The following is a 14,173-nucleotide window of genomic DNA, read 5'->3' as shown; positions in this document are numbered from 1 at the left end:
CTCTTTTTAAAATACTCTTTCTGATTTTCAATACTTAAATGATAAACAATATTAGCAAAATTAAACAAGTAAAACCCCCATATCCAATTTTGGACAAAGGGGGCGTTTATTATAATAATATTATTTCTATTCTTTATTTTGCTTACGTCTTCTTAATAGAAGCAACGAACCTAAGCCTGCAAATAACGTTCCAAATAATGTTGCGTTACCTTCTTGTTGTTTACCAGCTTCTGGAAGTGATTTTTCTTTATCTTCTTCTGATCCGTGACCTGAATCTCCATCAATATTTGGAGTTCCATTTGCATGAGCATCTGAATCAGCATCGGCGTCTGCGTCGGCATCAGCATCGGCGTCAGCGTCCGCATCCGCGTCGGCATCAGCATACGCATCGGCGTCAGCATCTGCATCTGAGTCAGCATCCGCATCGGCGTCAGCGTCGGCATCTGAGTCAGCATCGGCATCCGCATCTAAATCTGCGTCAGCGTCCGCATCTGAATCTGCGTCGGCGTCGGCATCTGCATCCGCGTCGGCATCCGCATCCGCGTCGGCATCTGAGTCAGCATCGGCGTCGGCATCCGCATCTGCGTCGGCATCTGCATCCGCATCGGCATCCGCGTCGGCATCAGCATCCGCATCGGCGTCAGCATCGGCGTCGGCATCTGAGTCAGCATCTGCATCTGAGTCAGCATCCGCATCGGCGTCTGCGTCTGCATCGGCATCCGCATCGGCGTCAGCATCGGCGTCGGCATCTGCATCCGCATCGGCATCTGCATCTGCATCTGAGTCAGCATCGGCATCCGCATCCGCGTCGGCATCTGCATCTGAGTCAGCATCCGCATCCGCATCCGCGTCGGCATCGGCATCGGCGTCAGCATCCGCATCGGCGTCAGCATCCGCATCCGCGTCGGCGTCTGCGTCAGCATCGGCGTCGGCATCTGCATCTGAGTCAGCATCCGCATCGGCGTCAGCATCCGCATCAGCATCGGCGTCGGCATCGGCGTCAGCATCGGCATCGGCGTCTGCATCGGCGTCTGCATCGGCATCTGAGTCAGCATCCGCATCTGCATCCGCATCACCTTCGTCACCGTCTCCATCAGCAGAACTATCTGTAGATTTAATAAAATTATAGTAATTTACCATATAACGACTGCCATAGTAATCATTTGCATAAAGGTCCACAGATTGAATCAAATCTTTTTCTACATTTGGATTCTCTTTTGAAACAACTTTTATAATGTATGAATCTCCATATAAATTACCAAAATCTAGACCTGCGGCATTATTGTAGGGTGTCTTCAAGAATTTATCCGTAACATCTTCTAATTGATCTACGTCATTGAAATAACTACCGTTTAAACCTTGTGCTTTGTTTACTTTATATATTTTTATTTCAGTATTATTGTTAATTTGAGCTGAACTGTCACCATTTTTATCTTGGTATCCACGTATATATACTTTCGTATTATATGAATATTTTTGTAATGGATTAACATAAATCGTTTGTTCATATTCTTTTGTATCGTAGTTATAATGCGTAAAAGCTGAACCAATATTCGCTGGGCCTCTCTGCTCATAAGGGTTATCGTAAATTACTTTAACCGTTTGTTCAACTGTTTGCGCACCTGCAGTATATTTTATTGTTTCAGTCGAATTATTTCGAACTTTGTCTCTATCGATATACTGATATAAATTGATATTACCACTGATATTGTTCTTCCCATTAACAAAATCAGTGAATGTATAAGTATATGTTTTATTAGTTGGATCATAAATACCTGTTGCAACAATATCTCCATTACCATTTACAATGTTTGGAGCGCCTGAATTTTGATGATTTAAATCATCACTTATCGTGTTGTCTGAACCTTTGATTTTAAAATAATCGCCTGAATTAATCTTTTCAGCTGTATTAAAACTAATGTTTAATTTATAGCTTTCTGAGTTAATTGGACGAATATTGTTATTATTTTCCACTGTAATTTTACTATTAAAGTTCAGTTTATTAGATACATCTTCTCCTGAAGCCACACTACTTTCCGCGCTCAATGCACGCACACTTCTTCTTAATGTATTATTACTTCTAGTAGTAGCTTCCGCCTTGTCACTTTGATTATTAAGATTTGTTAATGGCGTACTATTAGAGGCATCATTGTTCGCAACTGCTTTGTCATCAATATTTACTGTCGGTTGCTCTGAAATTGTTTCTGAAGTGTTACTGTTTGTTGTTCCTGCAGTATTATTATCTGTAGTCGGTTGTACTTCGTTTGTTGTTTCTGGAGTATTTGTGTTTGATGATGTTGTTGTCTTAGGCTGTACAGAATTTGTTACATTTGCACTTTCTTTTTCAACATTATTAGACGGTACTGATGGTTGCTCATTTGATGAGATATCCATTTCTTCTTTAGCTTGAGGTTGTTCTGTAGCTACTTTTGTTGATGTCGTATCATCAGTTTCAGTTGTAGTTTCAGGCGTTCTTTCTGTATCCTTATCTACTGTTGAAGTTGCCTCATTTTGTGTATTCAATGATTCAGTTTCTTGCGTTGATGTTTTATCAGTATTTTCTACTGACACATCTTGTGGTTGCTCATCTGACTTTGCTAAATCAGCATTTTGAGCAGTGTTTTCATTTTGAGTTGTTTCTGAAGTTGTAGTGTTTTCATCTTTTAAAATTTCATTATTGTCATTGTTTAAATCATCATTTTTTGACGATTCCTCTTCTTCAGATGATGTTTGCTTAGCATCCGATGTTTCTAGTTCGTCCGCTTGTGCTTCATTCCCTAATCCAAAGAGTAGTGTTGCCCCTACTAAGATAGAAGCCGTCCCAACTGTAAATCGTCGAATCGAATATTTATTTAACTTGTTTGAAATAAAATCGTATTTTTTATTCAAATTATCCCTCCTTAACGTACATAACATTATACAATACATTTTTAAAAAGCAAAGTGTTTTTAGTTAATTTATAAAAATTTTTTACAATTGCCAATGATAATATGGTTTATTCAAGTAATAAAATATTTAAAACCAAATATAAAATTACAATATATATTATTAAATTCAGCTTTACATCTTTTATTAAATCTTTAAAATGTGGTAGGGTATAGTAATATTTGAATATTAAGTAGAGAGGATAAGCTCATGCAAATCAAAGAAATTGCAGAAATTATTGATGGTACGTTAATAGATGGTGCTGAACATGAAAACAACGAGATAAAAGATTTTGAAACGGTATATAAATTTGTGAAAAATAGACAAACTGCTTATTTTTCACCTAATAAAACAACTTGGTGGAAAGAACTTGGCCGTAATAAAAACGCGCCCGAGGGAAATGATTTGATTGATAGAAATAATGGTGAGATTGGATTAATTATTACTGAAAATTATATCAATGACTTGAAATATAAAATCCCACAAATTATTGTTACTGATTCTGTTAGAGCTTTAAAAACGCTAGCTGTACACATTAGAAATCAATATAAAAACCCACTCATCGCGATTACAGGATCTATGGGGAAAAGTTCTACACGCTTGTTAATCAGCGCTTTATTACAAAACTTTCATGTTTTAGAAAACCGTGGTAATAATAATGTTCGCGCCGCAATTTACGCAAATATGTTGAAACTCATTCAGCAACCTGATTTTGCAGTCATCGAAACCTCACTTAATGCGATTAACAATAAGGAAAATACTGCAATAAACCTGAAACCGGATATTGCTATTGTGACAGGTATTGGTGCTGCACATTTTTCAACTATCAATTCTATTAAACAAATCGCAGAATTAAAAGCGCGTATTTTCAAAGGATTAAATTCAAATGGTGCAGCGATTATAAATGCTGACACGCAGTATGCAGATTATTTAAAAGAGGAAGCTTTGAAACAAACTGCGCACGTACAGTCTTATAGCAAATCTGAGAAAATCAATTCCGATATTAATGTGGCACAGATTTCATATCATAAAGGGTATATTGAATTTTCGTTGAATGATGTTCAAGATACCTCCACTTATAAGGTTAATACCATCAGCGAAGGTATGATTTCAAATTCATTGGCTGCCATTGCAGCATTGAAAACACTAAAGATTCCTATCAATAAAAATTATTTGGCATCATTCAAACCATTTTCTAAAATATTAGCAATGAAAGCAGTACATACGCCTACCCATTCGCTCACATTACTCGATGATACACACAATGCATCTTTGCCAGCTATGCTTAATGCAATCGCAGCATTTAATAGTCAAACACAATTTTTCACTGGTAATAAAATTATCGCAATTGGAAAAATCAATGACTTAGGCCATAAATCACGAGAAATTCACAACGAACTTGTAGATGTGCTCACACAATCAAACGCAGATTATATCTTATGTTTAGACGACGATTTGCGTCCGGTAGTGAATAAAGTAAAACACAAACACATTATCTGGTACCCTGATAAGGATTTATTACTTCATGATTTAAAATTTTTATGCAATAAGGATTCTCTAACATTGTTAAAATCTTCCAGTGGCGGCACAGATTTTCCTGAAATTGCTAAAAAGCTTCCCATGGAATTACAACAATTTTCCTTAAATGAACACGTAAATGATTTATTTGCCGTTATGTCTAAATTAGGTAAAAGCTATGTAATCGTAGATAATAAAACAAATACAATACTAGAGAGTTATAATACACAAACTTCTATGACGATTGAGGGAATGGGCCCGTTATTATATTATTTGAAATGTATGGATGATAAGTTAGATGACTATAATGTTGAAATGCAAGAGTGGCCAACAAATAATAAACACTATTATACAGAGAAACGTGTAACATTATATGAACTGCTAGAAAGCATGACGTCATCACCACATCCATCTGAAATATATGAACTTTCAAATCAATTGTTCAAGACATTCTCAGATAGAAAATACTTTATTCAAGAAAAAACACAAGCATTAAATTTAAATAAATCAATCTCTACAAATTTAACGGGACGTTTTAGAATTAAAGAGCGCCAAAGCTATACAGTGCACGATTTGCTAAATATCTATAAACACTATAAATATGATTTATTCAGATTTAACAATGCTTTTATTTTAGGTTTAAATTATAAGAGTGGATTTATCCGTGGTGAAAAAGCTACTATTATATTTACTTCTTATACAGAAATTGATGAATTGAAAAGTAAGATAAAATAAAAAACGGGCGAAGATGCGCAATCAATTTCGATTTCAACATCTTCGTCCTATTTTTGTTTTTTAGCAAAGTGATTTAATTTTTAACGATTAAATACTTTTTGGTACTGTACATAACCAGAAATATAATGTTCAATATCATCAATTCTCACACGATAACCATGGTGTTTAATAAAGAATGCATTCAATATCTTCTTAGGATTTTTAAAATACATTGCAATTTCAGGATAAAAGAACCCTGTACGTTCATAATCAGCACGTATATGAATGACTTCTATGAACTTTGCTTCATCTAATAATTCGTCTACGATATGTGCGTAACCCGTATTTTTCGCCTTTTCAACTAAGTGATACGTTGCCATCAACATTTCTAAAAATGTTGGGTATGTCGTTTCACGTTGTTTCATATAATCTAAATAACTACTCACATTTTGGATACCAAAACGATAATATTTTTCTGCTGGCTCTATTTGAACTAACTCATTTGTACAATATCCTAACCAATGATCATGATACTGCCAATAATCATGATCAATAAAGTATTTAAACAACAATTTCACTGTATCCAGCCATTCATGATTGCCGTCAATTTGATAAAGTCTCAATAAAGCAAGTGCCGCTTCGCCATCATAATAAACGATACGTTGCTGCTCCTTTATAGATAAGTCAGGATAATTCAACACATGCACTGTCGAACCTGTTTCTTGATTAATCATTGCCAAAATACCTTTTGCTACTTTTTGAGCTGCATTTAAATAAGAAGTATTATCTGGATTTACTTTCAAATACTCACAAATGGCAAATATAAATGCTGCATTTTGACCAAGTTTAATTTCATTAGCCCCATTCGTATCGTCGTAAATATATCCTACGCCATCAACGTCATATAAGTAATGATTCATGAGATAGTCCAACGCTTTTTCGGTAACTGAAATATCTTTTCCCTGATAATGAAGTCCTTCTATCAAAGCATAAGTGGATGAAGCGTGTCTTAAGTTGTTATAGAAACTAATGTTTTTATCAAAATGTGGGAAATAACCATAATTATATTTGCCATTATCATTCATCATATTCTTTAAAAATTGAGTACTCCCTGCCAACAAGCGATCAATTTCCTGGTGAATATCATTCACTTCTCGTAAGTTCTTCGTTAATCCTTTATCGCCAAGTGTGTATACCGCTTCCCCATCATGTATAAATCCTTGAGTGTAGAATTTAATAACTTGCTTACCTTGATAGAAATTATATGTATATTTTTTAGTCTGATTTGTATATTTCTTTAAATAGTTATTAATGTTTTCTTCTGAAAAAATAAATCTCGATTTGTCATTTTTGTCAGGTCTAATAAATGCATTCGCATTAATTTCTTCAGGTAAAAATGCCAAATTCCAATATTTGTTTAAAGCTATTCCAAAATCTATGTAGTTTCTGCGTGTATTGACCATATCCCAAACAACATCATCAAAAAGTACAGTCTCTGTTTCTGTCACAATATCTACCTTTATCCAAGTTGGATGAACGCCCGTCTTTTTCCTGAATTTTTCACACTGTTTTACTATATCTCGCTCTAAATATTTCGCATTTTTCAATAATTTGACTGTCGCCTTGATATTTTCTTTTCCTAGACTTAAAAATGCATATTCAAAAGTACGCGTATTTTCCGCTACTTTTTCAATTAATGATTTAACTCTAGACTCTATATGCATAAAATAACCTCCACTGTGGATATATAATTATAAAGTACCAAAAACATATCGTTCAAAGCAATGTTTATTTTATTAAATATTTATATTAATCACTACTTCAAAATTTTTAAAATAGTGTTGAACTTAATTTTGGGCATAAAAAAAAGACGAGTTATACTCGTCTTTTAGCCGTTATTATAATTTAACAACGTTAGCTGCTTGAGGACCGCGGTCGCCTTCAACGATTTCGAATTCAACAGCTTGTCCTTCTTCTAATGATTTGTAGCCTTCTTGAGCGATTGCTGAGAAGTGTACGAATACGTCGTTTCCACCGTCAACTTCGATGAAACCGAAACCTTTTTCTGCATTAAACCATTTAACTGTACCGTTATTCATATTAAATTCCTCCACTTGTGCTTTTGCACGAATATTTGTAATCTGTCTTAAAAAATCAAAAGGAGTAAATTCAAAAGAATAAAACTACAAATCAATTTCACGAACTAAATTACTTAATACCTATTATAGCGTGTAGTTATATGTTTGTACACCCCTAATCGCAAATAACTTTATATTTAATCAATAGCCCTACAACATTATTGATAACAACACTTTCGCTAAATATCTATTCATAAGAAATATATAAGTCATTTCGTATCCATTAAAAAATCGAATAGCTAACTATCCGATTTATTTTGCTATTTAATTGCCATCTCTAATTTTCATTTTTTGTGTGGTCTTGACCATGTAACATCCAACGCACATTGTACTTATCTGTAAATGCACCCATTTTACCGCCCCAGAATTGTTCTTCTAAAGGCATTTCAACGTCAACAGCATCTTTAACACGATCGTACAGTGCTTCAACTTCTTTAGCATCATCTACATTATTAACATCGTAATCAATTAAAAGTGAAATACCGTTATTAATTTTTTGTGCTCTTCCAAAAGAGTCAGAAGCAAGAATTGTAGTACCCGCAATATCAAATTGTGAATGCATTGTTGCATTATCTGCATCTTCGGGACTCATATTAAATTGTGCAGCTTGCTCTTTACCGACAGGCAGACGTGTAATATTCGTTGCGCCAAATACTTCTTCATAATATGTTAATGCTTCTTTTGTATTTTCAAAGTTTAAATATGGAAAAATTTCAGTCATTGTAACACCTCATTATTTGTTTTATACTACAATAAATATTATTACATAAGTCTCAAAATAGTGGTAATTTTATGCTAGTGTTACGCAATATAATTTCTTGGATTCACTGAAAATTTAAACCTTTTTTCTTAAAAAGTTCATTACTTTGCTGACATATTTAGAATAATCTTTGCCTTTTTTAGCTTTAATTTTGTCGGACACTTTATATAAACCATTTTCTAACTTGCCATTTTCAACGTATTTACTTAATGTTTTCTTCAATTTTTGTTTCACGATTTCTATTCTCCTAATTTAAACTATAATTTTAAAAATCAGTTTGAATCATGATTATACTATCTTACTAACCATTATAGCTATAATAATGAGCAAAATAGATACCACCATTGATATAATTAGAAACGGTGCCAAGCGATCAATCATTTGTTTATATGCTCGGTCAGGTGCATCCGCTTGTTTCAATTTGAACATCTTTACTGCTATATAAAGCGCCTCAACTAGATTAATAATCATTACAATACTAAATAGTGTTATTGCCATCTTGCTTATTCCTCCATGTTAAAATTACTTTATTCTACCTTCATTTCTCCAAAATTAAAATATGTGTTATCTTATATGCAACATAATCTATTCTAAAGGACTGGAGTATCTTAAAATGAGTCTGTTTCTAAAAATACTACTCGGTATTCTTTTTGTCAGTATTGCTTCTTGGAATAATACGATATCCACGCAAAAGAAAGTCAATAAGCGCGCAGACAAGCATGGTACAGAACCCATGACAGGCAAACAATTTCGATTCATGCTTTTCTTGAATATCGTTATGACTACAGGTTTTTATATTCTTCTAATTACCACTGTTTTATAAGCTAAAACGATTCCACTACAATTATTAAGGAATAAATACTTCACTTTCACTATTTTCCGGGTAATAATAGCCATTAGGAATAGATTGTAGCTCTATCAAACTGTTCCATGGGGACTTCACATAAACACTACTGCTACCTTCCGTATCTTCATATCTAGAGTTATCATGTTTTTCGGATAAAGCCGTAGCGCCTGCATTGACTGCTTGCTCAATTGCTAAATCCGTATCTTCCACAAATAATGAAATATGATTATAGCCGTTATCTTCTAATTCTAACGGTGCTTTTTTGTTATCGCTCTCTATTTCAAACATCTCAATATTTGGTCCGTTGCCAATGACAATCATGCGTTGTTTAACGATGGCTGCCCCTTGTGATAGTCCTAACATACGCTCTACTTCTGGACCCTTTCTAGGCTCATCCTCATATGTTAAACCGTCATATGCATATTTTGCGCCAAATGCATTTTTCAAAAACGTAAAAGCCTCATCAATATTTGGAACTGTCATTCCAATATGGTTAATTCCACTAATATTACTCATCTTCATTCCTCCAAATAATCTTGTGCTATATCTATACCCGCATGAAATTCAATTTAACAATTTGTGATTTCCAACTTTTCTAAAGACGCAAAAATCCCCCTTATGTTAGCCATAAGAGGGGTATGATTTAAAATAATTAAATTGATTTCAGATACTCTTCGCCTTGCTTTTTGTCATAAACACCTTCTGTTTTCGCAATAAAGATTGTCGCAACAGAGTTTCCTAATACGTTTACACATGTTCTAAGCATTTCAAGTATTCTATCTACACCGATAATCAAAGCAAGTCCTTGTGGGTTCAAGCCAACTGAACCTAGTGTTGTTAATAGTACAACGATTGAAGCACCTGGTACACCGGCCATACCTTTTGATGTAAGCATCAGCGTGATCATTAGTAAAATTTGTTCACCAATACTCAAATGAACACCGTATAATTGTGCAACGAATAATGCCGCGATAGACTGATACATCGCTGCGCCATCAAGGTTAAATGAATAACCCGTTGGCAACACGAAGGATGCGATATCTCTCGGTACACCAAAACGTTCCATTTTTTTCATAACTGTCGGTAATACTGCCTCTGAACTTGCAGTTGAGAACGCTAACATTAAATCGTTCTTTAAAAGTTTCATAATTTGTGTAATCTTCACACCACAAACTCTTGAAACAATACCTAATACAATAAAGATAAAGAACAACATTGCAATTACAACAGTTAAACATAATTTGAATAATGGTATTAATGCCGATAATCCAAATGTGATGATTGTCGTAGTAATAAAAGCAAATACTGCAATTGGTGCTAATAATAATACTTTACCAATCATCCAGAATACAGCTTCTAATGTTCCACCTAAAAAGTCTTTAACTGGTTTTGCTTTTTGACCAATAGCAGCTAAAGCTAATCCGAAAAATACTGAGAAGAAAATGACTGGTAATAATTCTCCAGAAGCAAATGCTTCAAAGACGTTTGTCGGTATAATATTTACAACAGTATCAATTAAATGGTTACCATATGTAGATTGTTCTGCTGCTTTTGCAGTTGATTCATATTTTGAAATATCGCCTTTTGGTAATAAATCAGGATTTAAGCCAACACCTGGTTTAAATAAATTACCAAAGACTAATCCCATGAATATCGCAAAACTTGTCATAATAACAAAGTATAATAGTGTTTTTCCGCCATAGCGTCCAATCGTTTTAGTGTCGCCAACATTTGAAATAGATAATGCTAAAGAACAGAATACGATCGGTACGACTAACATTTTAATTAAATTTATAAATACATCTCCGAAGGGTTGTATGTAGTTAATTACATCTTTATTGCCATGCAATATACTCCCTAAAATTACCCCTAGCACCAATGCAATGATAATTTGTGTCGGTAAGTTTATTTTTTTGATAACTTTCACTCTCGTTCATCCCCTTATTCACGCTAGCATGATTAAATGCTAGTTTTTCACAAAATATAGTTTATCATAAACAAAATTCTACTTATATATTAATTTTACATCATTTATAAGTTATTTATGATTTTTTCTTTCATTCGATTATTATATCAGAAAATTATGTTTTTGTATCTATAAATTTCAACGTTCACAAAACCAGTTGTGACAAGGGTTTGAAGCATTTTCGTCTAGGCTAAAGAAAACGTTTTCTTAATTGTGAACAAAATCGTCGTTATTGTTATATTACACTTATTTTTTAGGCGATTTCTTATTATCATTCCTATGAATGAATAATTATGAATATATTGAAAAAGCTTTTTCAGAGAAAATCGAACAATATGATTAGTACATTTGCAATTTTGTGTAAATTTTAATGACGTACATAAAGAACGCCCACCTTTACCATTAAGATGGGCATATTTTCTATTTATTCTATAATTTTCACACCTCTAAATTACACAAGTAGTCGCTTTATTCTTTGGCTATCCTGTCGCTTTCAAGTTTCTCTCAGTATTTACTACGTTCTTTTTTATTATCACTATATACAATACACCAAACTATAATATTACTTAGCGCTAATATTGCTAATATATAATCGTCGTTATGACAAAACGAAATTAAGAAAAATGCAAAACTATTAATGCATATCATGATACTGAATAGCCTATCTTTCATAATTTAATTCACCTCTAAATATTGTTTCAAATGATTTAGAATTCACGCTTTATATTTTTAAGCTAATCCATCAAACTAAATATTACTGTAACTGCTACCACTATACCCAGATTGATAAGCATTGGGGTCTCTTCTTTATCTATATATCTTTGATATGTTTGTTCATCAATTTTCTTCTTTTTCAATTTATACCATACAAATATATAATATAGTGATTTAAACATTAATATACAAAATGAGATTAACAATATAGCGAATACTATTATTTTTAATATGCTCAATTTAAGCACTCCTATTCTGTATCTCCAGTCTAATTACTGTATTTCACTTTTTTAGCCAAATCTGCGATAGTTTGATCATCTCCAGGGCTAATCGTAACTGTCTCTATATTTTTTTCAATTGCTTTTGTAGTTGCTGACTTCGTATCGGCATCGACGTTTGCATCACGCCAATCATACGGTACATTTTTATATACATTTACCGTTCCATCGCCATTGCTGCTATATGTCACTGAACCACCTGCACGCATAGGCGCTTCTAATTTCACTACATCTTCTTTATATACAGCACTATCAGACGCTTGTGGATTTACTTTTGATCCTTTTGGTATTTGTTTGACATTCAATGAGTTCATGCCGTCCATATTATTCTTTAATGGTCCTAGTTGATTCCATACACGCGCATACTCTATTTCATTAGTACTAAAATCATCTAAAATACTTTTTTCTTCATTCGCTGATTGTTCAGTCTTTTGATTAGATGCATTTGCATTTTCTTGGTTTGCCTGTTGATCATTTTGTTTATGGTCGTTTTTATTTTTTTCAGGCGTTCCTTTATCAGAAGTACTCGTCTTGTCAGCACTTTCACTTTTTTCATCAGATTGTTTATTTTCCGGTGACTCATTACTACAACTTACTAGTAAAATCGATAAACACATTGTTAGCGTAGCAAAAATTAGTTTCCTCATAACAATCGTCCCCCATAAAAATTTAATTAATTTTACATTAACATATTTCCAAAACCACAAAAACAACCCCTTAAGCCTATGCCTAAGGGGGTTTCGTCATTCTATACTATTATTCCCACTCAATTGTACTTGGGGGCTTAGAAGTAATGTCATAGACAACGCGGTTTACGTGATCTACTTCGTTGACAATACGGCTAGAAATCTTCTGTAAGACTTCCCAATCGATGCGTGCAAAGTCACTTGTCATACCGTCAATTGAAGTGACTGCGCGGATACCTACAGTGTGGTCGTATGTACGGTAGTCTCCCATAACACCAACCGATTGGATACCTGGTAACACTGTAAAGTATTGCCAAATCTCACGTTCAAGACCTTCCTCACGGATGACCTGTCTTAAAATTGCATCTGATTCACGTACGATTTCAAGTTTGTCTTCTGTGATTTCACCAAGTACACGGATACCTAATCCTGGACCCGGGAACGGTTGTCTCCATACTAAATGTTCTGGAATACCTAACTCGATTCCTAATTCACGTACTTCATCTTTAAACAATGTATTGATAGGTTCGATTAATTGGAATTCCATGTCTTCTGGTAAACCACCCACATTATGATGTGATTTAATCGTTTGGGCAGTCTTCGTACCTGATTCAATAACATCCGTATAAAGTGTACCTTGCGCTAAGAAGTCTACACCTTGTAATTTAGATGCTTCATCATCAAATACATAGATAAATTCATTACCGATGATTTTACGTTTTTGCTCTGGATCAGATACACCTTGAAGCTTACTCATGAAACGTTCTTTCGCATCTACACGAATAATGTTCATGTTGAACCCTTCACCAAACTGCTCCATAACCATGTCGCCTTCACCTTTACGTAATAAGCCGTGGTCTACAAAGATACATGTCAGTTGATCACCAATTGCTTTGTGTAATAATACGGCAACTACAGAAGAGTCAACGCCACCGCTCATCGCGCAAAGAACTTTACGATCTCCAACTTGGTTACGAATTTTTTCGATTTCGATTTCAATAAAGTTCTCCATAGACCATTCACCTGTACAATCACACACACGGCGTACAAAGTTACGTAGTAAATCATTACCATATTCTGTGTGACGTACTTCTGGATGGAATTGTACGCCGTAAATACGACGTGCTTTGTCTTCGATTGCTGCATAGTTTGTACTTGGACTATCTGCAATTACTTCGAATCCTTCTGGAATTTCGATAACTTTATCTGAATGACTCATCCAAACATTTTGTTCTTCTGGTAAGCCAAAGAAGAGTTCATCTGTTTTCGCGTTAATAATTGCTTTACCATATTCACGTTCGTTGGCACGCTCTACTTTTCCACCTAATAGTTTCGTAGTCAATTGCATACCATAACAAATACCTAAAATCGGAATCCCTAAATTATAAATCTCTGGGTCAATTGTGAAAGAATCTTCTTCATAAACTGAATTAGGACCACCAGAAAGAATAATACCTTTAGGGTTCATTTGTTTAATTTCTTCAATACTAATCTCGTGATCATGCAGTTCACTGTAAACACCCATTTCACGAATACGTCGTGTGATTAATTGATTGTATTGGCTACCAAAGTCTAAAACAAGTATGAGCTCTTGCTCTTTCGCCATTTCCATAATTTAAATATCTCC

At 34.2% G+C, this 14,173-nt stretch carries 13 protein-coding genes; 2 read left to right on the top strand and 11 right to left on the bottom strand.

The window, feature by feature from the left end; all coding sequences use genetic code 11:
* Positions 1–126 precede the first annotated feature (126 nt).
* Entirely contained in the window at positions 127–2,889 is a 2,763-nt protein-coding gene (locus ACSULM_RS08765; RefSeq protein WP_436862177.1) for a fibrinogen-binding adhesin SdrG C-terminal domain-containing protein, read from the bottom strand.
* Positions 2,890–3,135: 246 nt separating this feature from the next.
* Between ACSULM_RS08765 and ACSULM_RS08760 the strand changes: the two genes are divergently transcribed.
* A complete protein-coding gene (locus ACSULM_RS08760; RefSeq protein WP_436862175.1) occupies positions 3,136–5,178 on the top strand; it encodes a Mur ligase family protein in 2,043 nt (680 codons plus the stop codon).
* Positions 5,179–5,258: 80 nt separating this feature from the next.
* Here the strand turns inward: ACSULM_RS08760 and ACSULM_RS08755 are convergent, their stop codons facing one another.
* The 5 genes from ACSULM_RS08755 to ACSULM_RS08735 all read right to left on the bottom strand — a co-directional run bounded on the left by ACSULM_RS08755 (position 5,259) and on the right by ACSULM_RS08735 (position 8,553).
* Positions 5,259–6,881, bottom strand: coding sequence for a poly(glycerol-phosphate) alpha-glucosyltransferase (locus ACSULM_RS08755; RefSeq protein WP_436862173.1), 1,623 nt, complete (start codon positions 6,879–6,881; stop codon positions 5,259–5,261).
* Between the two features lie 174 nt (positions 6,882–7,055).
* On the bottom strand, positions 7,056–7,256 hold the full coding sequence (cspD, locus tag ACSULM_RS08750; protein WP_069995700.1) for a cold-shock protein CspD: 201 nt from the start codon (positions 7,254–7,256) through the stop codon (positions 7,056–7,058).
* A gap of 316 nt (positions 7,257–7,572) precedes the next feature.
* Entirely contained in the window at positions 7,573–8,016 is a 444-nt protein-coding gene (locus ACSULM_RS08745; protein ID WP_436862172.1) for a VOC family protein, read from the bottom strand.
* 114 nt (positions 8,017–8,130) lie between these two features.
* Complete coding sequence (locus ACSULM_RS08740) at positions 8,131–8,289, bottom strand: hypothetical protein (RefSeq protein WP_436862171.1); 159 nt, start codon at positions 8,287–8,289, stop codon at positions 8,131–8,133.
* 54 nt (positions 8,290–8,343) lie between these two features.
* The gene (locus tag ACSULM_RS08735; RefSeq protein WP_436862170.1) at positions 8,344–8,553 is read right to left on the bottom strand and encodes a hypothetical protein; all 210 of its coding nucleotides are present in this window, start codon (positions 8,551–8,553) and stop codon (positions 8,344–8,346) included.
* Between the two features lie 115 nt (positions 8,554–8,668).
* Here ACSULM_RS08735 and ACSULM_RS08730 point away from each other — a divergent pair, with 115 nt between their 5' ends.
* On the top strand, positions 8,669–8,878 hold the full coding sequence (locus tag ACSULM_RS08730; RefSeq protein WP_436862169.1) for a hypothetical protein: 210 nt from the start codon (positions 8,669–8,671) through the stop codon (positions 8,876–8,878).
* Positions 8,879–8,902: 24 nt separating this feature from the next.
* Here ACSULM_RS08730 and ACSULM_RS08725 read toward each other — a convergent pair whose 3' ends face one another.
* The 5 genes from ACSULM_RS08725 to guaA all read right to left on the bottom strand — a co-directional run bounded on the left by ACSULM_RS08725 (position 8,903) and on the right by guaA (position 14,158).
* A complete protein-coding gene (locus ACSULM_RS08725; RefSeq protein WP_436862168.1) occupies positions 8,903–9,418 on the bottom strand; it encodes a VOC family protein in 516 nt (171 codons plus the stop codon).
* Between the two features lie 136 nt (positions 9,419–9,554).
* A complete protein-coding gene (locus tag ACSULM_RS08720) occupies positions 9,555–10,829 on the bottom strand; it encodes a dicarboxylate/amino acid:cation symporter (RefSeq protein ID WP_436862166.1) in 1,275 nt (424 codons plus the stop codon).
* 773 nt (positions 10,830–11,602) lie between these two features.
* Complete coding sequence (locus tag ACSULM_RS08715; RefSeq protein ID WP_436862164.1) at positions 11,603–11,821, bottom strand: hypothetical protein; 219 nt, start codon at positions 11,819–11,821, stop codon at positions 11,603–11,605.
* 29 nt (positions 11,822–11,850) lie between these two features.
* Positions 11,851–12,507 carry a hypothetical protein gene (locus tag ACSULM_RS08710; protein WP_436862162.1) on the bottom strand — a complete coding sequence of 219 codons (657 nt, stop codon included), beginning with the start codon at positions 12,505–12,507 and terminating at the stop codon, positions 11,851–11,853.
* A gap of 109 nt (positions 12,508–12,616) precedes the next feature.
* On the bottom strand, positions 12,617–14,158 hold the full coding sequence (guaA, locus tag ACSULM_RS08705; RefSeq protein ID WP_436862160.1) for a glutamine-hydrolyzing GMP synthase: 1,542 nt from the start codon (positions 14,156–14,158) through the stop codon (positions 12,617–12,619).
* Positions 14,159–14,173 lie beyond the last annotated feature (15 nt).

The sequence above is a fragment of the Staphylococcus caeli genome (genome assembly GCF_051413795.1).
In the GTDB taxonomy this organism is placed as follows: domain Bacteria; phylum Bacillota; class Bacilli; order Staphylococcales; family Staphylococcaceae; genus Staphylococcus; species Staphylococcus caeli_A.
Note: the sequence above shows the minus strand (reverse complement) of the source record. Positions and strands in the feature narration are given on the sequence as shown.